22 protein-coding genes are annotated in these 23627 nt (G+C 43.9%); 7 read left to right on the forward strand and 15 right to left on the reverse strand.

Features of this window, described 5'->3' with window-relative positions:
- The first annotated feature begins 30 nt into the window (after positions 1–30).
- On the forward strand, positions 31–804 hold the full coding sequence (locus tag SULKU_RS07530) for a GGDEF domain-containing protein (RefSeq protein WP_013460354.1): 774 nt from the start codon (positions 31–33) through the stop codon (positions 802–804).
- On the opposite strand, the gene SULKU_RS07535 is transcribed toward SULKU_RS07530, so the two are convergent.
- The 5 genes from SULKU_RS07535 to nifH all read right to left on the reverse strand — a co-directional run bounded on the left by SULKU_RS07535 (position 805) and on the right by nifH (position 5564).
- Positions 805–993, reverse strand: coding sequence for a hypothetical protein (locus SULKU_RS07535; RefSeq protein ID WP_013460355.1), 189 nt, complete (start codon positions 991–993; stop codon positions 805–807). It abuts the gene before it with no gap.
- A 119-nt stretch (positions 994–1112) separates the two neighbouring features.
- Positions 1113–2657: a nitrogenase molybdenum-iron protein subunit beta gene (gene nifK / locus SULKU_RS07540; RefSeq protein WP_013460356.1), complete on the reverse strand. Its 1545-nt coding sequence runs from the start codon at positions 2655–2657 to the stop codon at positions 1113–1115.
- Positions 2658–2687: 30 nt separating this feature from the next.
- Positions 2688–4157 (reverse strand): nitrogenase molybdenum-iron protein alpha chain, encoded by a 1470-nt coding sequence (gene nifD, locus SULKU_RS07545; protein ID WP_013460357.1) that lies wholly within the window; start codon positions 4155–4157, stop codon positions 2688–2690.
- A 14-nt stretch (positions 4158–4171) separates the two neighbouring features.
- Positions 4172–4531, reverse strand: coding sequence for a hypothetical protein (locus SULKU_RS07550; RefSeq protein ID WP_013460358.1), 360 nt, complete (start codon positions 4529–4531; stop codon positions 4172–4174).
- A 115-nt stretch (positions 4532–4646) separates the two neighbouring features.
- On the reverse strand, positions 4647–5564 hold the full coding sequence (gene nifH / locus SULKU_RS07555; RefSeq protein WP_013460359.1) for a nitrogenase iron protein: 918 nt from the start codon (positions 5562–5564) through the stop codon (positions 4647–4649).
- A gap of 264 nt (positions 5565–5828) precedes the next feature.
- On the opposite strand from nifH, the gene SULKU_RS14425 reads away from it, so the two are divergent.
- Positions 5829–7391, forward strand: a complete 1563-nt coding sequence (locus SULKU_RS14425; protein WP_013460360.1) for a sensor domain-containing diguanylate cyclase — start codon at positions 5829–5831, stop codon at positions 7389–7391.
- Here the strand turns inward: SULKU_RS14425 and SULKU_RS07565 are convergent, their stop codons facing one another.
- The 10 genes from SULKU_RS07565 to SULKU_RS07610 all read right to left on the reverse strand — a co-directional run bounded on the left by SULKU_RS07565 (position 7392) and on the right by SULKU_RS07610 (position 19638).
- Positions 7392–7835, reverse strand: a complete 444-nt coding sequence (locus SULKU_RS07565; protein WP_013460361.1) for a GNAT family N-acetyltransferase — start codon at positions 7833–7835, stop codon at positions 7392–7394.
- A complete protein-coding gene (locus tag SULKU_RS07570) occupies positions 7832–8110 on the reverse strand; it encodes a hypothetical protein (protein ID WP_013460362.1) in 279 nt (92 codons plus the stop codon). Before SULKU_RS07570 ends, SULKU_RS07565 begins: the two co-directional genes overlap by 4 nt.
- Positions 8111–8120: 10 nt before the next feature.
- Complete coding sequence (locus SULKU_RS07575) at positions 8121–8312, reverse strand: CCE_0567 family metalloprotein (RefSeq protein ID WP_013460363.1); 192 nt, start codon at positions 8310–8312, stop codon at positions 8121–8123.
- Positions 8313–8364: 52 nt separating this feature from the next.
- The gene (locus SULKU_RS07580; protein WP_245535141.1) at positions 8365–10167 is read right to left on the reverse strand and encodes a sensor domain-containing diguanylate cyclase; all 1803 of its coding nucleotides are present in this window, start codon (positions 10165–10167) and stop codon (positions 8365–8367) included.
- A 182-nt stretch (positions 10168–10349) separates the two neighbouring features.
- On the reverse strand, positions 10350–11735 hold the full coding sequence (locus SULKU_RS07585; protein ID WP_013460365.1) for a diguanylate cyclase: 1386 nt from the start codon (positions 11733–11735) through the stop codon (positions 10350–10352).
- Between the two features lie 32 nt (positions 11736–11767).
- Complete coding sequence (locus SULKU_RS07590; protein ID WP_041666778.1) at positions 11768–12970, reverse strand: hypothetical protein; 1203 nt, start codon at positions 12968–12970, stop codon at positions 11768–11770.
- A 272-nt stretch (positions 12971–13242) separates the two neighbouring features.
- A complete protein-coding gene (locus SULKU_RS07595; protein WP_013460367.1) occupies positions 13243–14070 on the reverse strand; it encodes a GNAT family N-acetyltransferase in 828 nt (275 codons plus the stop codon).
- Positions 14061–15176: a homocitrate synthase/isopropylmalate synthase family protein gene (locus SULKU_RS07600; RefSeq protein WP_013460368.1), complete on the reverse strand. Its 1116-nt coding sequence runs from the start codon at positions 15174–15176 to the stop codon at positions 14061–14063. Before SULKU_RS07600 ends, SULKU_RS07595 begins: the two co-directional genes overlap by 10 nt.
- Positions 15177–15265: 89 nt before the next feature.
- Positions 15266–16681, reverse strand: coding sequence for a nitrogenase cofactor biosynthesis protein NifB (nifB, locus tag SULKU_RS07605; RefSeq protein ID WP_013460369.1), 1416 nt, complete (start codon positions 16679–16681; stop codon positions 15266–15268).
- Between the two features lie 170 nt (positions 16682–16851).
- On the reverse strand, positions 16852–19638 hold the full coding sequence (locus SULKU_RS07610) for an EAL domain-containing protein (RefSeq protein ID WP_013460370.1): 2787 nt from the start codon (positions 19636–19638) through the stop codon (positions 16852–16854).
- Positions 19639–19781: 143 nt separating this feature from the next.
- Here SULKU_RS07610 and SULKU_RS07615 point away from each other — a divergent pair, with 143 nt between their 5' ends.
- From SULKU_RS07615 to clpX, 5 genes are all read left to right on the forward strand, one after another.
- Positions 19782–20222 carry a hypothetical protein gene (locus SULKU_RS07615; RefSeq protein WP_013460371.1) on the forward strand — a complete coding sequence of 147 codons (441 nt, stop codon included), beginning with the start codon at positions 19782–19784 and terminating at the stop codon, positions 20220–20222.
- Between the two features lie 57 nt (positions 20223–20279).
- A complete protein-coding gene (locus SULKU_RS07620; protein ID WP_013460372.1) occupies positions 20280–20786 on the forward strand; it encodes a thioredoxin domain-containing protein in 507 nt (168 codons plus the stop codon).
- A gap of 119 nt (positions 20787–20905) precedes the next feature.
- Positions 20906–21736, forward strand: a complete 831-nt coding sequence (locus SULKU_RS07625; protein ID WP_013460373.1) for an SIR2 family protein — start codon at positions 20906–20908, stop codon at positions 21734–21736.
- A gap of 11 nt (positions 21737–21747) precedes the next feature.
- The gene (locus SULKU_RS07630; protein ID WP_013460374.1) at positions 21748–22344 is read left to right on the forward strand and encodes an ATP-dependent Clp protease proteolytic subunit; all 597 of its coding nucleotides are present in this window, start codon (positions 21748–21750) and stop codon (positions 22342–22344) included.
- A complete protein-coding gene (gene clpX / locus SULKU_RS07635; protein ID WP_013460375.1) occupies positions 22344–23555 on the forward strand; it encodes an ATP-dependent Clp protease ATP-binding subunit ClpX in 1212 nt (403 codons plus the stop codon). Before SULKU_RS07630 ends, clpX begins: the two co-directional genes overlap by 1 nt.
- Positions 23556–23627: the final 72 nt, after the last annotated feature.

Raw genomic sequence — 23627 nt, forward strand, 5'->3', positions numbered from 1 at the left:
TTTAATGAGATTTTGCAGATATGGACAAAAATGAGTGATTTATACAAAGAACATATACTTATAACCGATGAAGTCAAAGAGAGCATCCAAAAACTCAAAATAGTTTTCCCTGCAGATTACAGTAAACTCTATACCGAAAAAGCAAAATCACACCATATTGAGCTTCAGCCCACCGAAGTGTTCAATTCGGAAATGCTCGATGAAAAAATGGTACGTCATCTTATCACTCTCTCCAAATGCACCGATGAAGCGATCAACGCTATTGAAACGGAAGACAAACTGTCGCTAAAAAGAATACTTTCACAGACAAAGGCCCTTCAGGAAGAGATTTTTGCCCTCCAAAAAATAGTGTATGAGGATGGTTTGACCAAATGCTATAACCGTAAATGGTTTGAAGATACTATTTGTGATGGAGACACCATTTCAACCCATGAAAACGGTATTCTTGTCATGGTGGATCTTAATAAATTCAAACAAATCAATGATACCTACGGTCATATTATCGGCGATAAAGTACTGGTACATCTTGCCTTCAAGCTTAGAGAAAGCGGAGGACGTGTCGTTCGCTACGGCGGAGATGAATTTATTATAATTTTCGATTCTAAAATAGCGCAAAACGAAGTTAAACTGAAGATGGAAACACTCTTAAACTATTGCAATACCATTCATTTTAAAGTGGATAAAAACGAATTTAAAATCAATTTTGCCTACGGTATCGCTTCATTTACCCATGGCGACAGTATCAATACCGTTATAGAAACCGCCGATAAGGCAATGTATCATAATAAAACCTATGCAGGCTGATTAGGAAAGCGGTGTCGTCTGCACAACAAAATAAAGCTCGTCTTTGAGAGTATTAAGACTTTTGATAACGTTACTCCGTCGTGTTTCATCAAGCTCAAAATGCTGCTCGATCGAATCATAGATACGGTCGATACTGGCGTAAATTTCAACCATCAATTCCGCTTTTAATTTGTCCTGCACACTAGCCATACATCATCCTATTTTTTTGACTTAATTTTCCGTAAAAAACTGAATCAAAAAAATCCCTCACACAAGAGGGAAAATGACGAGAATCAATGAAGTTTTGTCCCCGGAAGGGGACAGTCCGATTAGCGGACGAGGTCGAAGAAATAGTCAGTAGTAGCGATGTCTTTAGTCTCTTCATCCAATTGGTCAAGAACTTTGTTCGTGATCCAAGTAAGAAGGTTCAATGCTCCATCGTAACCGCTGATAGAGTAACGGTGCAAGTGGTGACGGTCGAAAATCGGGAATCCGATGTAGATCAACGGAGTTCCTGTATCACGCATCAACTCTTTTCCGTAACTGTTACCGATCATGAAATCAACCGGCTCAGTGAACAAGAGTGAACGCATATGCCACAAGTCTTTACCAGCCCATACATTTAGGCTGTCTTTTGCCGGAGATGTGTCAAGCAATTCTCTCATCTCAGCTTCCCAACCGTTCGGTGCATTGTGGCAAAGAACGTGAGTCGGCTCAGCACCCATCTCTAGCAAGAATGAAACGACACCAAGTAGGAAGTCAGGATCACCCCAGATAGCGAATTTTTTACCGTGCATGTACGGATAGCTGTCTTGCATAGCGTCGACAAGGCGACCGCGCTCAGTTTTAAGTTTTTGTGGAACTTCAGTTCCAGTCAATTCAGCCAATTTCATAACGAACTCGTCTGTCCCTTTAAGACCGACAGGGTTAGAGAAACCGCCTTTGTGTTTCCAACGTTTTTCAACCATTTTCATAGTTTTAGACGTTGCATATTTTTGAAGACTGATTGTTGCAGAAGAGTTGATACAATCTTTTGCGTCTTCAAGTTTTGTTCCGCCAGAGAACATTTCGTAGTTACCAGCCGGCATATCCCATTGATCAGAGTGGTCGCCCAACATGATATAGTCTGTACCGAACGCTTCTACGATGCTTTTTACTGAACGGAGGCTTCCGATATACGTTTCAAAACCAGGGATGATGTTGATACGTTGTTTCGTTTCGCCTTTTTGACCTTCAGTAAGCTGAGACATGATACCGTGCATCATGTTGTCGTAACCCGTGATATGGCTTCCTACGAATGAAGGAGTGTGCGCATACGGAATCGGGTATTCAGCCGGTAGAAATTCTCCGCCGTCTTCTTCTTTAGCAGAAGTGATGAACGCCATCAAGTCATCCCCGATAACTTCAGCCATACAGGTAGTTGAAACAGCGATCATTTTAGGTTTATAAACTGCAGCACAGTTTTTAAGACCCTCTTTCATATTTACCAAACCACCGAATACCGCAGCATCTTCAGTCATAGAGTCAGAAACACATGGAGTCGGCTCTTTGAAGTGTTTAGTAAAGTATGAACGGAAATACGCTACACAACCGTGTGAACCGTGAACGTAAGGCATAGTACCTTCGAACCCGAGAGCAACCATTACCGCACCAAGAGGTTGGCAAGCTTTTGCAGGGTTGACGGTGATTGCTTCACGAGCAAGGTTTTTCTCACGGTAATCCCATGATTTTGTCCATTCTGCGATTTCATCCACTTTTGCAGGGTTGATCGCGAGCATAGACGACTCGAATTGTTTTTTGTTTGCGAGTACATCTTTGTACTCAGGTCGTTTAAACAGGTCTTTCCCGTTTACGATTTTTTCTACTTCTTGCATCTTATTCTCCTAGTTCAGAAAAAGAGGGCTTCAGCCCTCTTTCTCCCATGGTGCTTTGGAATGTGCCCATACAGGAGAGTTGATCGCAAGATCCATATCCTGGGCGAAAATGGCGAATCCGTCGTACCCGTGGTAAGGTCCGCTGTAATCCCATGAGTGCATCTGACGATACGGAAGACCCATTTTTTGGAATACATACTTCTCTTTGATCCCTGAAGCTACAAGGTCAGGTTGAAGTTTTTTAACGAACGCTTCAAGTTCATACTCATTGACGTCATCGTAGATAACGGTTGAGCGGAAAATCTCTTCTTTAGTACGTTTGTAGTCGTCATCATGAGCAAACTCATAACCTGTTCCGATTACTTCCATACCCAAATCTTCATAGGCACCGATAACGTGACGAGGGCGAAGACCGCCGACGAACAACATTACTTGTTTCCCTTCAAGACGTGGTTTGTATTTCGCGATAACCGCATCGATCATCGGTTGATATTTAGCGATAACTTCTTCACATTTCTTTTGGATGCTCTCATCAAAGAACGACGCGATTTTGCGAAGTGATTTGATCGTTTGGCTCGGTCCGAAGAAGTTATACTCTACCCACGGAATCCCGAATTCTTTTTCCATGTGACGGCTGATATAGTTCATTGAACGGTAGCAGTGAAGCAAGTTCAATTTAACTTTTGGAGTCAATGCCATCTCTTTAAGAGTAGCATCTCCTGACCATTGTGCAACGACACGAAGACCCATTTCCTCAAGAAGGATACGGCTTGACCATGTATCTCCACCGATGTTATAGTCACCGATGATCGCAACGTCATACTCAGTCGGTGTAACGTCATTTGTTTGAATGTGGCTAAGGTCACCTTCAAAAATGTAGTCACGAACCGCATCGTTGGCGATATGGTGACCGAGTGATTGAGACACCCCGCGGAAACCTTCGCAGTTGACCGGAACGATCGTTTTACCGATTTCTTTTGCTTTGGTTTTAGCAACCGCAGCGATATCATCCCCGATCAAACCGATCGGACACTCTGATTGAACAGTGATACCGTTATTCAATGGGAAAAGAGTTTCGATTTCATCGATACATTGACCCAATTTTTTATCTCCACCGAAAACGATGTTGTTTTCTTGGAAATCCGAACAGAAGTTCATTGTAACGAATGTATCAACACCGGTTACACCGATGTAATAGTTACGACGACCTGCACGGCTATATTGACCGCATCCGATAGGACCGTGAGAGATATGGATCATGTCTTTGACAGGACCCCATACAACCCCTTTAGAACCTGCATAAGCACAACCGCGTTGGCTCATTACACCCGGAACGGTTTTTTTGTTAGAGCGGACATCTCCGCACGTTTTTTGATTTTCATCATTAGGAGATCCGACACCGAGATGTTTTTCACGGTTTTTTGCCGCTTTCTCAGGATACGCTTTTAAGATCTCTTCAATGGCCGCTTTTTGTTTAGCTTCTAGTGTTTCTGGACCCATAATACACCCCTTCCTTACGCGACTTCGATACGGAATTGTTCCATCGAATCTAAGTTGTGACACAATTTCATAGTTTCGTCATCTCCAGCATCAACGCGTTTAGAGATTTCAGACATTTGGTAACGATTCATGTAGATCATGTATTTTTGTTCATTATTTGGGTTCTCTTCTTTGAAGTAGTGAACCAATGCTTTGAACAAGAATGTATTTTTGTTGGTGTAGCTCAACCAAACTTTATCTTTGTCTTTTGTACCCATCAACAATTTGATCTCTTTTACATCGCTAATGTCAACACCAGCAATTTTTTCTGCAACCATTTCATCCGGAACTTTATTCCCCATATCTGCTGGGAAGTGAAAACCTAATACAAACATCTCTTCTCCTTTTTCTGTTCTTTTCTTTTCATTATTTGAAGATGTTAAAAGTCATAGTAGACTATGACAGCCATTGAAGATCCCTCTGGAAAGAGGAATCTCCGGGGTTATTTAATTACGCTTCGTGAGCCGCTTTACCGACTTGTGATTCGTCAACTTCGTCTTCAAGACCGAACTCAAGGAGCAAGTCTTCAAGCTCATCCATACTTACCGGAGTAGGGATGATTTTCATATCGTTGTAAACGATTTTACGAGCAAGCTCTTTGTATTCGCGAGCTTGGTCAGAGTATGGGCTGTATTCAACAACCGTCATACGACGCAATTCAGCATGTTGAACGATGTTGTTACGTGGTACGAAGTGGATCAACTGAGTACCGATACGAGTAGCAAGCTCTAACGCAAGATCGTATTCGCGGTCAGTCATACGAGCGTTACAGATAAGACCTGCAAGACGTACTCCACCAGTGTTTGCGTATTTCAAAATCCCTTTAGAGATGTTGTTAGCCGCATACATCGCCATCATTTCACCTGACATTACGATGTAAATTTCTTGTGCTTTACCTTCACGAATCGGCATTGCGAATCCACCGCAAACAACGTCACCAAGAACGTCATAAGAAACGAAATCCAAACCTTCTTCATCGTAAGCACCCTCTTCTTCGAGGAAGTTAATCGCAGTAATAACACCGCGACCTGCACAACCTACTCCTGGTTCTGGTCCGCCTGATTCTGTACAGTTGATCCAACCGCCCGGAGTTTCACGATCGAAAAGACCTTTACCCCAAAGACGAGCTTGTTCCATCTCAACATCTTCAATTGTTCCCATTTCCGCTGCAAGAGAAAGAATAGTATCTTGTGCTTTCTCGTGAAGAATCAAACGAGTTGAATCCGCTTTCGGATCACAACCAACGATCATAATATTTTTACCGAAGTAATGTGACATCGCTGCCAATGTATTTTGAGATGTGGTAGATTTACCGATCCCACCTTTTCCGTAGAACGCGATTTGACGCAAGCTAGCTGATCCAGCCATGTTAACCCCTTTTTGTGAACTTCACTTAGGTTGATGCAAGGGGTGTTCTAAGGTTTTTCGCGACATTTCATCCAACAAAGCGACAAAATGACACTTTGCAGACAAATTTGTAGGAATAGGTCTTGCAGGGATGAAAAACGGACAAAATGTATCACATTCGATCTTCTTTCAGCACATCTGCTGAGTATGCTTCTACTATATAATAATAAGAATAATAGTATCATCTGGTTTAGGCTTGTCTCTATTCTCTCATAAAGAGGTTGTATGCTGTACTTCATTGACTATATCTATTTCTTCTACGGTCTTGCTTTTTTTCTCTTCGGCTACAGTATTCTTTATTACCCGAGTGAAAATTCCATTTTCAAATTTGCCCATGATCTAAAATATCTCGGTACCTTCGGCATTTTGCATGGAATCTCCGAATGGCTGGTACTTTTTCAGAGACTGGATATGAGTGTTAGCAACGAGATACCGGTGACAGCTGTATTCATTACTATGGGAATCTCGTATATTTTTCTGCTCTATTTTGCTTCACGTGTTCTATGGGGACACGCACGGGCAAGACTGATTCTATTTATTGTTATCTTAGGGGTCCCCTTCATCCAACTGAGTGTTACAACCCATTCTTACCTAGATGCGAATATTCTGGTCCGCTATATTCTCGGCATACCGGGAATTTTTTTGACTTCCTATATCTTCGCCCATCCCGCTTATGTAATACACGGGCCGGTCTATGCAGCCGTCAAGCGATGTATGTATACCATTGCCGGCGTTTTTTTCGTATACGGCATTCTTGCAGGGGTAATTGTCCCCAAGGGGAGTTTTTTCCCTGCTTCTATTATTAATGAAGAAACATTTAAATCACTCTTCAATCTTCCTGTTCAGTTCTTTCGCGCTCTGTGCGCCATAGTTGCCGGATATGCGATTACTCAAATTCTTCGCGTCTTTAAGCACCAAAGTGATTTTCACCTTCTCAAACTTTCAAAAGCACTTGAAGCAAGCGGAGATACCGTTGTAATTACCAATTCAGAAGGCCGAATCGAATATGTCAACCGTGCATTCGAACGGCAATCCGGATATTTGGCGGAAGAAGCCGTTGATCAAAAACCGAATATTCTCCGCTCCGGCGAACATGAGAACGCTTTTTATGAGCAGATGTGGAAAACAATCCTCCAGGGCGAAACCTATCAGGGCATACTCACCAATAAACGAAAAGACGCTACGTTTTATCATGAATTCAAAACTATCGTTCCCATGAAAAACAGACATGGGCAAATTACCAATTTCGTCTCTACCGGAAAAGACATCACTTCCCGTATCCTCTTTGAAAACGAACTGGCCAAAGCGGCGGCTACCGATCCGATGACCGGAGCGGCAAACCGTCTGCAATGTAATCGATGGCTCAAATCCGCAACGGATCATGCCCGCCAATCAAATAGTTCTGTGGCTCTCATTATGTTTGATATTGATGATTTTAAACACGTTAACGACACGTTCGGACATAATGCGGGAGACGCCGTATTAATCAATACCGCCGAAATCGTCCACTCTGTCATACGGAGTCATGATATGTTCGCACGATGGGGCGGTGAAGAATTTGTTATTTTGCAGATCAATACCCCCTATGAAGGGACGATTGCACTGGCGGAGCGGCTTAGAACAAAAATCGAACAGACACAGTTTCAAAATATCGGTCATATTACCATCAGTCTGGGTGTTGCACAGTTTGATAAAGAAGAGAGTATTGAAACCTTTGTAAAAAAAGCGGACGATGCAATGTATCAAGCAAAAAAAGAGGGGAAAAACAGAGTATCTGTTGCAGGTTGATTATCCGTTGACCCGGTACATCAGCCCCATATGACTGGTTGTAAATCCGTACTTTTGATAGAAGGCGATTGCACCGCTGTTGCGGTTATCGGCTCCGAGTGAAAGCCGCCCGTAGTTTTTTTTCGCAGACTCCGCAATCAACGCTTCAAGCAAAGACGATCCGATCCTTTTTCCACGGTGTGCCTGTGTAACGATCATATCTTCGATCAGTCCGACATTCTCTCCTATCGCCGTAGAGACCAGAGACTGCATCGATACCATCCCTATGACACACTCATCTTCTTCGGCAACCAAAACGACCGCATTCGGCGTATCGAGCAAAAGTTTTAATCCGCGAGACTGTTTTTCGGCATCGACGGTAAAGTCGTCTTCGATAGCAAAAAGCTCGCTGAGCAGACTTGACATCTCCGGGATATCTTTATAGTTAGCGCGACGAACTATCATCGTCCGGTTTTCATCCGTTCTAATATTTCACCCAGTTTGTCATGACGCAGCTGTATCAGCCGCTCGATCTCATCATAATCGAATGTACCGAAGTATGCCATATCAAAAAGTCTGAGAAGGGCTGCACGACAGCAACTCTTGTCACACTCTGTGACGAGTTTTTTTGCTTTTTTATAGGGAAGGGATGTCTCTTGAAAAATTTTGATAGCATCGGCAACGTTCTTGTTGCCGCATTCGCAAATTTCAAGCGCTAAGACTTCTTCTTTGGTAGCCATAATTCAACCCTTAGAGGGAATGTTCAGCCTTATACTGATTTGCTTTTTCAACCGCATCATACAATTTCTTGGCCAGTTCAGGCATTTTAACATGATTCGTCCAAACCGTATCTTCAACGATATCATGAATTTCAGAGGCGATTTCCACCGCTAAACGTTTGAGCTTTGCCAACTCTTTTTTGTGATCCAGTTCTTCAGACATAACAGACTCCTTTTTGAATCAAAATGCATTTTTTATTCGATATGCACTTTATTCATTCAAGGAATTCATAAACTTGTATCTGATTCCTACCGTTGGCTTTCGCTGTATAGAGCGCTTTGTCGGCTTTTGCAATACATGCCAAGATTGTCTCATTCTCTTGAAACAACGTCACGCCCAGACTTGCGGTGATTTTTTCAACTTCTTCAAAATAGGTGTTTTGAACGGCGGTACGTATATGTTCCGCAATGATTTGAAGAGATTCGATCGTGTCTACCTTAACCAGAACGATAAACTCTTCACCACCCCATCGGATTAAATAATCTTCATTTCGAATAGATTTTTGTACGGTAGCCGCAAATTCTTTTAATACTTCGTCACCCCGGTTGTGACCGAAAGTATCATTGACCCGTTTAAAATAATCGATATCGCACATAATGACGCCGAGGTGATTCGGTTCTATCTCTCTGATAATATCATGAATACTGTTATCCAAAAATTCCCGGTTAAATGCCCCCGTCAATTTATCATGCGTTACTTTTTGAATTAGTTTGATCTGATCCCTCATTGTATTGCTGATGTCTGCAAAAGCGACAACAAATCTTTCATCTTCGAACTCATTGAGAGAAATACTAAATACATGCGTTTTATTGTCTTTATCGTAAATGGCGACAATCCGATTTTCCGGGGAAAGATGGTTTAGGGTTTCAACCCAGTTTTCCCCATTTGGCACTTTGCCTAAATGAAAAAAAGTGTCGTCTTCTATGAACCTCTCACATATACAGTTGTAATGCTGGAGAAAATGGCCCAAATCTTCAAAACCGAAGAAATCCAACATACTCTGATTGGCCATATTCAATTTTTTTCCGTCTGTAAGAATAATAATATTTTTCTGAAGATCAAAAAGTTTTTGAAGTTTTTGGCTGGCATGAAACAGCTCTTCTTTTTGTTCATTTAATACCGACGTCAACGCATTGATGTTTTTTTCTTTTCTTCGAATGAGTTTATATCCCAGAATAAAAAAAATCGACGAAATAAGTATCAGCATTATGATCAGTGCTTTTACCGAACTGTACATCGCGTTGTGTTCTATCGAAACATCTTGAAAAAATACGATATAGCCCAACTTCTTTTTTGAAAAATCCGAAAAATCTATTTTTGAAACATAATATTCATGATTTTGGAATGAAATATCTTGATGCTCTATCGAACCGTTTAAAATCGATCCCATTTGCGGGGGAATGGCAAAAGTATTATAGGCTATGTAATAATCATCAACTAAACAATTTCGTTTGAGATTTGATTGCACAAAATCAGGGGCATCACGATAGATATCTTTTTTAATAGCGATATAAACATTATTCCCCAGTAAATGGGCATATTCATCTATAATTTTGTCAATTTCTTTTCCCACTTCGATATAGCCGATCAGTTTTCCGTTAACGTACCACGGTTTTACCACTCGGAGAGTGTAATTCATCTTTAATCCGAATTCCAAACCGTGCACAAGTTTTTGCGTCTCTTTGGCTTTTTTAAATGTTTCCCTCTCAATAACGTCATTGTCTCTGTTGTAATCGTGTACTCTGAGCAAAACGGTACCGTCGGTTCTGATAAAATACATATGGGTTACATCGATGTCTCGATTCAGCCTTTTATAAAGCCCTTCCATCGAAGCAAAAATTTCTTTTTTATTTCCTTCTTGGAATTGTGCCGCCAGATCGTTGTCGGTTTGGATAAAATTGATATATTCACCCAGTACGTCTGCATCGTATTTAACTTTTTGGTTCAAAAATCTGGCGTATTGGTATGAAATATTCTCTTTACTGGTATGAATGGTATTTTCTTGGACATAAATCACACTAATGACAGTCACTAAAGAGGCGAGGAAAAGAGCTATTAATAGCGGAAAGTTTAGATGCAGTCGAAACATTAGACTCATATGCTCAAAAAGCTGTTAAAAACAATTTTGATTATATCAATTTTTCTTTTATTTCCTCTCTATTACTTCTAAAGTAAAACTTATGTATAAAAAAATCCTAATCAGCGTGTACAGATACGGTTACGCCCCTGCTCTTTGGCATCATACAATGCAGCGTCGATACGCGAAAGCATATTATCGACACTCTCAGCCGTCAAAAATGTTCCTAAACCGATACTGACCGTAACGGGCTTATCCATACTGCGCACGTTTTCTTCAACATTACGACGAAATTTTTCAGCAGCGGCATACGCATCTTCCACCGAAGTATTGGGAAATATGACCATAAACTCTTCGCCACCCCAACGTCCGAATACATCCGTTTCACGAAAGTTTTGACGCATCAGTTCCGCCAATTGTTTTAACACATCGTCGCCGTATTGATGTCCGTAAGTATCGTTAACCGTTTTAAAAAAGTCAATATCGATCATCATGACACTGCAACGATAGTTCATGTAGCGGTTGACCTTCTTTTGTTCGTCTGTCAATCTCTCATCGATTTTCAGCCGGTTGTAAATACCCGTCAGTTTATCGGTAATGGAGAGTTCCAGTAATTTAGCGTTGTAGCGTTTAAGATCATAATAGCGCCATAAGAAAATAGCCGCAATTAACAATGTTAAAGCGATATACTGCAGAACCGTTTTACGATCGATACCGTCTTTAACAACAAGCCCCGTATGTTTATTGATGATTTCTTCACGCTCAATCGGGGTGATCATTTGGATTCCCTTATCCAAAATATCCCGTAATATTTTCTCATCTTTCAACACGCCGATGCGAAGATGGTTTTCATACCCTTGCGGTTGCCCTGAGATTTTCAGGTTAAACCACCCCTCTTTTTTAATGACATAAGCAGCGACGATCAATGACCTGACCGTCATATCGGCTTTTTTCTCCGAGACCATCTCCATGGCATCCGCTTCAGAGACGACAGGAATCATTTTGAGATTCGGAAAATCTTTGCTCATGCGTTCCAGCACCGCCGTCCCCTCTGGCAAAGCAACACGTTCACCGTCCAAGCCATTCAAATCGGCGACAAAAGAGTGTTCTTCACGGGTAATCAAAATATTCGGATCGGAAAGAAGCGGCTGGGTAAAAATAAGCCATTTTTCACGTTCGGGGGTTTGGTTGACAAAACTGAGGATATCACATTGTCCGCTTTTGGATTTTTCCAGAGTCTCGTCCCACGTTTTTGTCTGAACAAGTTTGATATTTAACCCGACACGTTTCGCCATCAAGGAAATCAAATCGGCGGAAATTCCCACATGTTCCCCTTCGGCATTAATAATCTCAAACGGCTCCCAATCGGGATCAACGCACATCGTAATCACTTTTTTTTGCGTTAGGTAAGCTTGTTCTTCTGGAGTTAAACGGACATAATTCTCAACGGCATTGACTTCAATCACTGCGAACAGAAACAAAAAAAGTGTATAAAATCTATAGTTCATCTGCTAATCACCCTAAGAGTATAAATGTGTTCCTAAAATTTGTACGTCGCCGAGAGAGTGAGCATATCGTCCGCATATCGGTAATTGTCCGATTGCCGCATTTCGTATTGCATTTTTAATCCGAGAGGATTGCTGAACTTGGCTTTGTAAACAATATTCATGACTCGGATGTCACTGTGAGGCATAACCCGATCATTCAGATCAATTATAGAGTATCCCGCAATAAAGGTTTGATTTTCCAATCCCGCTTTTGCCAAATCGTACTTCACACTCAATTTGCCCATCCGGCTTTTGGCAAGAGCGGACACGGAGCTATCCTGTGCGAACATATAGGGAATCGCGACATATTCAGGATATCCACCCCAGTTTCCGAATGCTGTAACAGTATGTGCATCGCCCGTAAAAAAATTATAGGCCAATGATGTCGTCAATCCGGCCTCTTTATCCGTTAATGACATTTTTGCACCGAACAGCTCATAAGAACCGTTCAGCCCCAGGTTATGGAGAAAATCTTTAAATACACCCATCTCACGGACGCCGTAGCCTTGAACTTCAAACGTTGACGTAAGATCGGAATTCAGCTCGTACGGATAGGCTATATCGATATAGAATTCATCAATTACATCCCGGCAGTAATAATTCCACCCTTGTATCCTGACTCCCTCATCATAAACGATTCCGCTCATAATAACACCCTGATCCCCTGAGATTCCGGAGATATCCAGTGTATCACCGCCATTCGAATCAATCGTTTGCAGATCGCTCATCGCCAAAGAGGTATACGTCTGCTGCGACATACTTTCAAACCGTTTGAAACTCACCAGTCCGTCCAAACCGGACATTTTGGTAATATAAGAGAGTGTGATTGCTGTATGAGAGAATTTTTTATTGGTATACGTATACGCTTCGAAAAGATTGGGAATAATTCTATAGTCGTAGGTAGAGACGATCGGTGTGTCAATCTCTTGACGCCCAAGCAAAAGGGTGGAATCTTCGTTTTTGTATTCGATCGACGCTTCACCGATAACCGAATAGGGCCTTTTATCAACATCGAACATATAGGCATCGGTTCTTTTCGGATTTGAATGTCTCAGCCCAAGATCACTCGTCTGATAATAAGCGACTTTAGCTTTCAGTCCGTTCCAATAACCCGTATCAAGCGCTAATTTTCCCCCTATACCGAAGGTAGATTGATCCAGTTTCGGCAAGTGCCGATCATCATAGACATACATCATTTTTGCATATCCGGAGATTGTACTTTCCCGCAGAGCATCAAAAAGTTTATCATCGCCACCGACGGACGTACACGAAAAAAAAGCCAGAAAACAAGTATATAAAGCTTTCGATTTAAAAACCAGACTGCATCCCTTGCGCCACCATTTCTCAGCTCTGTATACATTTGTTATACGGAATTAAAACGATTACTAATTCATTAATGGAACATCCTAATTCATACTGCTTTAAGAGCTTCTTAACCAGCATTCTTAAGAAATTTTATTGGATGCTTTTAGAGCGAAAACGCGTAGATATTCTCAAATTTAATGCTGCGGGGTTCTCCGTAGCACATATGCAAAAATACCCCTTTTTGCTGAAAATGGTATTTTTCAAAAAGCTCAACCGCTTTTTGATTTCCCAACGGAATATCGGCTATCACTTTTTTCAGTCCGCGAAAATAAAGAACGCCCTGCATCATTTTCTCCGCTTCTTCCTCAAATCCCTCACGGCATTGCCACGGACCGAGATAAACTCCCCGGGAGTTGATAACGCTTGAGTGCTGAAAAGAGTTCGGAAGGGCGAATTTAAGCGAACTGTTCCGCTCCATCTCATCGAGCATAAATTCCATTCGGTCTTCTCCGAACGTTTCTGCATCAATACGGCGGATTGTGGCATCGAAATTGCCGCTGTCGAGCTCTTTTGCCTGGGCATTGGTAAAACTGAACGGCGGGACTTTCCCGACGTTTAAATATCGCCCTACTTCCATAACGCTCTTAAAGCCATACCCTTCGAAAAAAGATTTTAGCTGCGGATTGGCATGGAGGTACAGTGAGGGGTGTTCCTCTTTTAATACTTCCAAAAGCGTTTTAAACAACCGACGTCCGATACCTTGTTTTTGGTGGCTCGGTTTAACCATGAAATATTTGATCATTGCCGATGTCTCAAACTCGATTGCCATGACCGCACCGACTAAAACGCCCTCCTCATAGGCACCATAGCATAGATGAGGAGCGTGCATCATCATCAATTTGACATGATAGCCGTCCAACAGCCAGCCTGTCTCTTCGGCGATTTTCGTCAGTTCGGCAACATCAGCGTATTTAAGCCATCCTATAAACATACCGCATCCTGATAAAGAGATTTTAACTCGCCTATTTCCAATACCCGCTTGCGAGACGTAACGATTTCACGAATTTTAGGCAATAAATCTCCTAAAATCGAGTTGTCGGCACTGATCCCCATACGAGCCAAATGGTACCGTATCGTTGCACTTCCCGAGTGTTTTCCGATCGGGAACGAACTGGTAAGCCCGACCTCTTTAGCTTCATACGGCTCATACGCATGCGAATCTTTCATCATTCCGTCGGCATGTATACCGCTCTCATGTGCAAAAATACGTTCCCCGATGATAGGGGCATTAGCAGATAGATTGATATTTGCCGCATCAGCGACACTTTGTACGAGACTGCGGAGTAAAAGCGGATCGACAGCTCTGGATTCTCCGTAGAGATGTTTGAGAGACATAAGAATCTGTTCGAACGATGCATTCCCTGCCCGTTCGCCCAATCCGATGACTGTCGTATTCATACTGATCGCCCCTGCATCGATACCGCTGAGGGCATTGGCATTTGCAAGTCCGAAATCGTTATGGGTATGCATTTCAATCGGTAAAAGATTAAGGTCACATAACTCTTTTACGGCTTGATATGTTTGCGTCGGCGTCATAACGCCGATCGTATCGCAATAACGAAAACGGCCTGCTCCGCATTCACGCCCAAGTTCCATCACATCGCGCATAAAAGACAATTCACCGCGTGAGCTATCTTCACCGCCGATGCAGACGAAAAGCCCTTCGCGTGTCGCTGCGGTAACGACGCGTTCGAGTTCGTTCAATACTTTGATTTTGCTTCCGCCGAATTTGACCCCGATGAGTAAATCGGAGATCGGAATGGAGAGATCGACTGCCTGAACGCCGCATGAAAGCGATGCGTCCAGATCTTCCAATTTCATCCGATTCCAGGTCATCATCCGGGCTTTCAGCCCCAAATTCAAAAGCTCTTTGATATCTTCGCGCTCTTTGGCACCCATCGCCGCAATACCGATTTCGAGTTCGTCCGCACCGCATGCATCCAGCAGTGTCGCAATACGGAGTTTCTCTTCAGTATTGAACGCAACGTAGGGAGCCTGCTCCCCGTCGCGTAAAGTAGTATCGTTGATGAGTGCCATATCCTTTTCCAATCTGCCCTATAAGGGCAAGTTTTAGTGCCTTAGCGTCGAGCGAAAGCTATTTGGGCTTTGCTCAAATAGCGACTAAACTAATTTACTTCCATTTCCTCTGGGAGGTTGAAATATTTGCGTGTCGCCTTTAGAACCGATGCTTCGATCGGCTGATAGGCATAGCTTTGATCAGCGACGATCCCGGCAGCTGCCAAATCACCTTGCGGACATCCTCCGATTTTTGCCGTAAGGATCAGTTTGATATCTTTTAGGCGGTCTAAAATCGGTTGAAGCGGATTCGTACCGTCCGGCCCAGCACAGTATTCTGCTTCCACTTTACGGTGGTGGATGAATCGGATCCCTTTGTCCCCCGCTTCGTAGATCAAGAACTCACGTACGCTTCCGAAGTGTTGGTTGATCATCCCCTCGCCCGCCGTCGTTACCGCAACGAGGATCGTATGACCGTCAGAACTGAGTTCTTCTTTCTCTTTGCGAACACGCTCATTGGCTTGATCGAGGAAGAATCGGAACTCTTCGATTTTCGCCTGAGCCGCCTGACGCGCTTCAAGATCGTATTTGATCTGAAGTTCGTCGAAACTGAGCCCGGCGAATGTATCTTTCGTGAACTCCGCTCCGCGGTCTTCTCCGATGAGACCGACCGCATCGGCGCGGCATTGTCGGCAGTGCTGCATCAGTTTCATATCCATGCCGCACGCTTCCTGGACTTCCATTTGCTGCTGATCGGTTGCACTCGGTACACCGTCTAGGGCAAATCTGGTTCCGAACTCCGGCTCGGATAGGATCGGCATGATATTATGCAAGAAAACACCGATCTCTTTTAGTTTTTTGGAAACTTCCGGGAGATGTTTGTCATTGATGCCGGGGATCAAAACCGAGTTAGCTTTGATCAAAATCCCTTTTTCGACACATTTTTTCATCCCCTCTAGCTGACGTTCTAAGAGAATTTGTGCCGCTTCTTTTCCATAAATACGTTTGTTGTTGTAAAAAATCCACGGATAGATTTGACTTCCGATCTCTCCGCTCTCATCGACACTGTTGATCGTCACGGTGATGTGATCGATATTGTGTTCAACCATCTCATCGATATAGGTTGCCAGTTCCAAACCGTTGGTGGAAAGGCACAGTTTCAAATCCGGAGCGAACTGACGAACCAGACCGAATGTTTCAAACGTTTTGCCCGGATTTGCCAACGCATCTCCCGGACCCGCTATCCCAAGAACACTCATCCGTTGGACTTCACCGCCGACAAGAAGCACTTTTTTAGCCGCTTCTTCCGGTGATAAGCGCTCGGATGTTACGCCGGGACGGGATTCGTTAGAACAGTCATACTTACGGTTACAATAATTACATTGAATATTGCACGCCGGTGCAACCGCTACATGGATACGGGCGTAATGGTGATGCGCCCCCTCTGAATAGCATGGATGATTGTGAATCTTCTCTTTGATGTCATCTGGCATAAAAGCTTCGTTACCGCTTGAGGAACAACTCATGTTAAACTCCTTAGTAAAAAATCCAATGATTCAATTGCCTCATCCAGCACGTAACCATTTTCTTAACTTAGTGTAATGCAAATGATGTTCTTCGATTTAAAAAGAGGAGTTAGACAAATAACGACGTTTTTGTCGTAAAGAGGGAAAATTGTGAAGAAAAACCCGTAGGATTACGGGTGAATAGTCGCAGATGGGACCGAGAAGAAGTATCCTTGGGAGTAGTCGATACCGAGTTCAACAAGCTTTGCGTAGATCGCTTCATCTTCTACAAATTCGGCAATGGTTGCAATCCCTTTTTTCTGTGCGAAGTGAAGGATACTCTCAACTGTTAGCAGATGGTCCCTATCATCATTAATATTCTTGATCAGCGATCCGTCTATTTTAATGTAATCGACATCCAGCTTGCTCAGGTAGCTGAAATTCGAATACCCTGTTCCGAAATCGTCGATCGCAATTTTACAGCCGTAATATTTAACCGTTTTAATGAACTCGATAACTTCGCCGAAATTTTCGATCTCTTCGGTTTCAACGATCTCAAATACGAGACGGTTTGCAGCGGATGATTTTTCCAAAGCGTTATACAGGAATGTCCGTGTCTCTTTCGAGATAATGTCATGCAATGTCAGATTCAAAGAAAAATCATACTCCAACGTTTCGAATACGGCAAATGTTTTTGCGATCATGATTTGCGTCAGTTTATCATAGAGCTTCGATTTTTTGGCATGCTCAAGAAACAAAAACGGGCTTACGACCCGTCCCTCATCGTCGATCATACGAATCAGGGCTTCATATTTTGTAATACGGCGGGTTTTATTGTCAACGATTCCTTGAAAATAAGGAATGATACGATCCCCTTCGATAGCGGATTGAATCGTATTAACCATCATGATATTATTGTGCGTTTTTTCGCTCAACGCCCGGTTATCATTGAAAAAGATTACTTTAGCCCGCTTCTCTTTCGCCTCTTTGAGAGCAATATGAGCTAAATTATAGACTTCCGATTTGGATGCGTGCGCTACACCGCCGGAAACTTTGACAGAGATATCGTACGTACCGATTTTAAATTTTCGGCTTTCGAGATTATTGACATATCCGACAATATGTTCTTTGAGTTCATTACTAAACTCATCAAAGCAAATAAAGACAAACTCATCTCCGCTGATACGGTAGAGGTGATGATGCTCGATCAACTCATCGATATTTTTTGCAAATGCTTTGAGCAAATCATCCCCGGCCGCATATCCGAAATAATCGTTGATATTGGAAAAACGGTCGATGTTTAATACGACCAGCGTCGGCTCTTTCGAACTGTTTTCCAAATCGGCGAAGAGCGCGGTACGGTTTTTAAATCCGGTGAGTTCATCGGTGAGCTGGCGTTGAATGATCCGCTCTTTCATAATCAAATCGGTAACATCCATCCTTGCGGCAATGTATTCGACGATCTGCCCTCTCTCGTCAAAAATCGGGGCGATGACCGATTTGACGTAATACTCTTTGCCCGTTTTTGAAAAGTTTTTAAACGTATTTTTCCAAACTTTCCCCGCACGGATAGTGTCCCAAAGGTCTTTGAAGATTTCGGGAGAGTTGTCGGGATGACGGACGATATTGTGGTTTTTTCCCATCAACTCATCACGGGAATATCCCGAGATTTCGCAAAAAGCTTCATTGACGTAGGTTATTATCCCTTTGTCGTCCGTTTTAGAAACAATAGAGCTCTCATCCAAAACCATTTTATACTGGTCGAGAAAGGTAATGTTTTCATCCAGTTCATGCTGTGTCACATTAATCAAATGGGTAAGCGCTTTGAGCATCGAATGGCGATATTCGTGTTCGTTTTCATGTTTTTGGAAACGTACGCCCGTTTCGGATTCACTTAATGAAAGAGTCGTCGTCGTGATGTTGAGAAGCTGATTATCCGAGGAAGAATGAAAAAATTCGCCGTAGGTAAAAAAGCCTGCCGTCGGAGCGATTTCATTGATCAGCCCGAATTCATAATTGAGCTGTTCCTGCAAAAAAAGTTTACGCACCGAACATGAATAGATATAGGTTGCTTCCGCAGGTGATGACGCGACATCTTCCTGAACATCGACGGCATGATTGAGTATTTCTTCGACATTTCCGATGGCAAAACGGACTTTCTCACCGTTTTGAAAATGTCCGGCATATATGAATCCCCCATCGTTGCTCTGCCCGATGATCGACCTGGCGATACGAACGCCGTCTTCGATCTTAATAAGGGGAAACTCGATAGCGCTGGCCGGCACCCTCTCAACCGTCTCGGCACTCAGATAGTGGGTATAGAGCTCTTTGACAGGGAGATTGTCAATTTCGTAAATGACATTTTTGTCCGCTTTGGTTATCGTCATCTCTTTACCGACGGAAGTCCAGTTCAGCGAGTAGGCATTATGTACCTGCAATACGTCACTATCCAGTACCGCGATAACGATTCCGTCTTCATAGATTGTATTTTTATGGAATATGTACGTACGGGTAAAGGTTAAATCGTCCCCGGCATTTCCTCCGGCGATCATTACATCATTTCGAACCGAGGTAAATCCGTTTAAAAAAGACTCGGAGTCATTGATCAACCCCTCGCTAAAGGCTATACATACCTTTGTACGCGAAGTCAGAATATCCCGCGCCGCACGTTGCCCGTTCTCGAAATCGGATTTTTGAAAATAATAGGTCGATACGTCCGTCGAATCGAAAATCGAAAAAGAGATGACGATCTGAAAGGAACTCATTTTACCGTCCATGATTTCACCCGCAGTCGTAGAACCGATCAATGAAGCATGGGGAAGGCGTGATACGAGAGTATCCAGTATCGGCTGAATGAGCGACTTGTACATCACGCCGCTAAAGAGTTGGATAAAAAGCGATCCCGTTTTGGGAATATGTTCTTGAATGAATGCTTCGAGCTGCTCTAAGTTCTCATATTTATGATTAATTAGACGCATCAACACTCCCTTTTTTTACTTGCCTGTATGTTATTCTATCATTATAAAAGCTAACTATTATGTTTTTTATATGCATTTTCGAAACATACTAATAGTGCAGAACAAAAAATGCATCTCTATGCCAAATATAGAGGAGCATGTCGATGATCGTTGCTATTCCGCTGGATGCCAAAAAAAATGTTTACCATCACAATCCTTGTGCATGTGCGATGTTTTCTATGTATGAAGTGGTCGGAACCCGCAAGGACATACGATACCGTTATCTCGAAACCAAACTCAATCCGTGGGAAAAATATTCCGGAGATATGGTAAAAGACCCGAAAATGATCGCCTGCGAATGCGAAAGTGCTTTAGCTCAAAGCCCGCATCATATCAGTGAACATTATGCCCTTCTGGAAGTGATCGGAAAGTCCAATGTCCTCATTGTCGATCAATACTGCCTCAACACTCTGTATGCCATGAAAAATGTGGGCATCAAACTTCATAAAGTTCCCCCTTTTATCAAAACGGCCGTACATGCGATCGAACATTTTGTTATCGGTACCGAAATCGCCGAACATCTTCGCTACGTTCACCCCGCATAAGGCACGTAAGAACGCTAAATGCAGTGATTGAAGAATAGTTCATCTAAGGAGCCTACCGTGCAGATCACCTATCAAAATTCTACCCTTTTACTCGAAGATTTGCCGCTGGATGTCGGATACGCATCCGAAAAAGTAAGCCTCAAAAACCGTTCCGGCGAAACCTTCGTTATCGGCGGACAAAACGGCTCTACTCAGCTCCTCATCAGTGTACCTTTTATCGATAATTCTCTTATCGCTCAGCTCAATGAGCTCAACACCCTCTTCTCCCTCAACGCTCTGGGGGGAATCACCAAAGCACTCGTCGTTGCTAACGACAAACAGGAATTGCCCGCATTGGATGAGTGGTTATGCGGGTATGATTATGACGAAGCGTACGGAGATTATTACGGCGTCCGTCTCTCCAACAAAGAACTGGCTAAATCGCTGTTTATCATCTCAAAAGACGGCGCGGTGTTCTACCATGAGATTTTAGACGATCTTGATGCTCCCTTCAGTATCGACAAAGCGCTCTCCAAAATCGTCGCGGCAAACAGCTGCTACACCGGAAAAGGGTGTCACGGGTAACATTTTTGTCCCGTTTCCCGATTCACAGTATACAATGCAACAAAATAAGACTAATTTACTCCTATTTACGACAAGAACGCAAAATGCAATAGTTTAAGAAAGCTCCAAAAGGGATCACAATGGACACACTAATTGAAACGATAAAGAAAGAGTTACGCAACCAGACCACGATCCCCTACTTCGGTTTGGGTGTGTTTGAAGGGATTACGACCAAAGAAGCAGAAGCGGTTCCTCATGACAGCGATTCTCTGATTTTGGCAATGAACGGCGGACGTGCGATGTCGCCTCGACTGATGTTCGAATACTCCCGCGCCGCCATGCATCTCGAACAGCGCCGAGGGGTAGAGTACATGACTCAGCTGATGAATCATATCTATACCAAGCCGTTCGATCCGACGCCGCTGCATAAAGCAATCACCGATATGTCGCCGCGCTATATTATCGATACGAACCGTGACACCAAGTTCCAAGAGCTGCTGGCCTACACGCCGCACTGTCTCATCATCGGAAAATCACGCATCATGGGTGATCTGAACCGATACGAAGTGTACGAATACGATGTCGAAAACCAAAAATACTTTTTGGTAGACGAAGAGGTGCTTGGAACCGCCGAAAAGATCCTCTTTAAACCGATGGGTTCACCTCTGCCGAATCCGAGCTTCGTCATCTCTGACGCCGACTATGTCGACTGGCTCACCGAAGCGATGGGAGGATTTGCCGTACCGAAAATCCTCAAAACCTACCGCAAGACCAAAAAGTACCTCTTTTTAGGGACATCGTTCGACCGCGATACCGACCGTATGGTGGCTAACGAACTGAGCCTCGATCTGGAGGGCGGGTACGTTATCACCGACAAAGAACTGGGCAAAAAAGAGAAGAAGTTCATCGAGAAGCATAACCTCGAAGTGATCCCGATGTCACTTCCTGAATTCATCAAAGCATTTATCTAAAGGAGCCGCTTATGCCGTTTATTCCAACCGTAAAAGATGTTTCACCGCGTGGAGAGCGTTATTTCGATCTCTTTTCCAAACTCTTGGGGGATCGCGTTATCGTTATCACCGAAGCGATCGACGATCATATGATGGGAGTTATCGTCTCTCAGCTGCTGTACCTCGAAGCGATGGACCCTGACGAGCCGATCCACATGTACATCAGTTCTCCGGGCGGTTCGGTTATGGCGGGACTTGCCATATTAGATACTATGAATCTCATCAACGCCCCTGTCCACACCTACGCGATGGGGCTGGTCGCGTCGATGGCTGCGGTACTCTTTACCTGCGGCGAAAAAGGGCACCGCTATATGCTCCCGAATGCCGAAGTGATGATCCATCAGCCACTGGGAGGATATTCGGGTCAGGCGAGCGATATCGAGATCCACACCAAACATATCCTCAACCTCAAACGCCGATTGTATGTGATCCTCGCCGAAGCGACGGGGAAAAGCGCGAAAGTGATCGAAAAAGAGTCTGATCGCGACAACTACATGGAGGCCAAAGAAGCGATAGCGTTCGGCCTCGCCGATGAGATTCTCACAAAATTCACCGCTAAGGATGTCTGATGCAACCAGAAAAAACCTGTTCATTTTGCGGCCGCAAACAAAGCGAAGTCAAAAAAATGTTCTCTTCGGAGACGACCCATATCTGTAACGAATGCGTCACGACCTGTTCATCCATTTTACAAAAAGAGGTGCGCTACGAACAGCGCTCCGCGATGCAGCAGCAGCTTCCGACTCCGGAGAAGATCGTCGAGTTTTTGAACAAATACATCATCGGGCAGGAAGATGCGAAAAAAGTCCTCGCCGTCGCGTTGTACAACCACTACAAACGGATCGAAAATCCGGTTTACAATAATGTAGAGCTGGAGAAAAGTAACATCATGCTCGTCGGACCGACGGGTAGCGGTAAAACACTCCTCGCCAAATCGCTCTCCAAGATCATGCAGGTTCCGTTCGCCGTCGCCGACGCAACTGCCCTCACTGAAGCGGGATATGTCGGTGAGGACGTCGAGAGCATCCTCAGCCGCCTCCTCGCCGCGGCAAATTATGATATCGACCTCGCACAGCGCGGAATCATCTATATCGACGAAGTGGACAAAATCGCCCGCAAAGGCGAGAGTTCGACGATGGGGCGCGACGTATCGGGAGAGGGAGTTCAGCAAGGGCTTCTCAAAATCCTGGAGGGTGCCGAAGTGTACGTCCCCATCAAAGGGAGCCGTAAAAACTCTACCACTGAGACGGTACTCTTTAACACCTCTCATGTCCTCTTCGTCTGCGGCGGGGCATTTGTAGGTCTCGTCCCTGACACCCATACGAAGAAAACGAACAAAGTGGGATTCAGCAAAAGCGCCTCTGCCGATGCGAAACCGAAAAAAATCGATGCCAAAGCCCTGGTGCATTACGGGATGATCCCCGAGTTTATCGGACGTATCCCTGTCGTCGCACAGCTGGGCGAACTGACCAAAGATCAGATGATCCAAATCCTCCAAGAGCCGGACAACGCTCTGATCAAACAGTTTCAGGCGCTGTTCGACATGGACGGTATCGAGCTGAATTTCGAGGATAAAGCCCTCGAAGCGGTAGCGCAAAAAGCGATCGACAGAGGTGTCGGAGCGCGGGGATTACGGGGAATTATCGAGGAAGCGATGCTGCCGTTGCAATTTAGCTGTCCGTCGAAGAAGAATCTCCAGAGTGTCACCGTCACCGAAGCGGTGATCGAGAATCCGGACAATGAGCCTATCTACGTCTACAAAGAAGAACACGCGGAAGCGTGATCTTTTATTATTTATGTTGAACGCCATCGGAGCAATACCCTAAAAGGGCACGTGAACCCCGACGGCTACGCT

Origin of the sequence: Sulfuricurvum kujiense DSM 16994 (assembly GCF_000183725.1) — a bacterium.
GTDB lineage: Bacteria > Campylobacterota > Campylobacteria > Campylobacterales > Sulfurimonadaceae > Sulfuricurvum > Sulfuricurvum kujiense.

Bases quoted from the DNA above. Each gene is read 5' to 3' on its own strand.
- clpX (WP_013460375.1), top strand. From the start codon at position 22,344: ATGCAACCAGAAAAAACCTGTTCATTTTGCGGCCGCAAACAAAGCGAA.
- SULKU_RS14425 (WP_013460360.1), top strand. From the start codon at position 5,829: ATGCTGTACTTCATTGACTATATCTATTTCTTCTACGGTCTTGCTTTT.
- SULKU_RS07630 (WP_013460374.1), top strand. From the start codon at position 21,748: ATGCCGTTTATTCCAACCGTAAAAGATGTTTCACCGCGTGGAGAGCGT.
- nifB (WP_013460369.1), bottom strand. From the start codon at position 16,681: ATGAGTTGTTCCTCAAGCGGTAACGAAGCTTTTATGCCAGATGACATC.
- SULKU_RS07530 (WP_013460354.1), top strand. From the start codon at position 31: ATGAGTGATTTATACAAAGAACATATACTTATAACCGATGAAGTCAAA.
- SULKU_RS07590 (WP_041666778.1), bottom strand. From the start codon at position 12,970: ATGATGTATGTCTATGATGATCGGCACTTGCCGAAACTGGATCAATCT.
- SULKU_RS07610 (WP_013460370.1), bottom strand. From the start codon at position 19,638: ATGCGTCTAATTAATCATAAATATGAGAACTTAGAGCAGCTCGAAGCA.
- SULKU_RS07595 (WP_013460367.1), bottom strand. From the start codon at position 14,070: ATGTTTATAGGATGGCTTAAATACGCTGATGTTGCCGAACTGACGAAA.
- SULKU_RS07565 (WP_013460361.1), bottom strand. From the start codon at position 7,835: ATGATAGTTCGTCGCGCTAACTATAAAGATATCCCGGAGATGTCAAGT.
- SULKU_RS07570 (WP_013460362.1), bottom strand. From the start codon at position 8,110: ATGGCTACCAAAGAAGAAGTCTTAGCGCTTGAAATTTGCGAATGCGGC.
- nifD (WP_013460357.1), bottom strand. From the start codon at position 4,157: ATGGGTCCAGAAACACTAGAAGCTAAACAAAAAGCGGCCATTGAAGAG.
- SULKU_RS07585 (WP_013460365.1), bottom strand. From the start codon at position 11,735: ATGAACTATAGATTTTATACACTTTTTTTGTTTCTGTTCGCAGTGATT.
- SULKU_RS07550 (WP_013460358.1), bottom strand. From the start codon at position 4,531: ATGTTTGTATTAGGTTTTCACTTCCCAGCAGATATGGGGAATAAAGTT.
- SULKU_RS07575 (WP_013460363.1), bottom strand. From the start codon at position 8,312: ATGTCTGAAGAACTGGATCACAAAAAAGAGTTGGCAAAGCTCAAACGT.
- SULKU_RS07600 (WP_013460368.1), bottom strand. From the start codon at position 15,176: ATGGCACTCATCAACGATACTACTTTACGCGACGGGGAGCAGGCTCCC.
- nifH (WP_013460359.1), bottom strand. From the start codon at position 5,564: ATGGCTGGATCAGCTAGCTTGCGTCAAATCGCGTTCTACGGAAAAGGT.
- SULKU_RS07535 (WP_013460355.1), bottom strand. From the start codon at position 993: ATGGCTAGTGTGCAGGACAAATTAAAAGCGGAATTGATGGTTGAAATT.
- SULKU_RS07625 (WP_013460373.1), top strand. From the start codon at position 20,906: ATGGACACACTAATTGAAACGATAAAGAAAGAGTTACGCAACCAGACC.
- nifK (WP_013460356.1), bottom strand. From the start codon at position 2,657: ATGCAAGAAGTAGAAAAAATCGTAAACGGGAAAGACCTGTTTAAACGA.
- SULKU_RS07615 (WP_013460371.1), top strand. From the start codon at position 19,782: ATGATCGTTGCTATTCCGCTGGATGCCAAAAAAAATGTTTACCATCAC.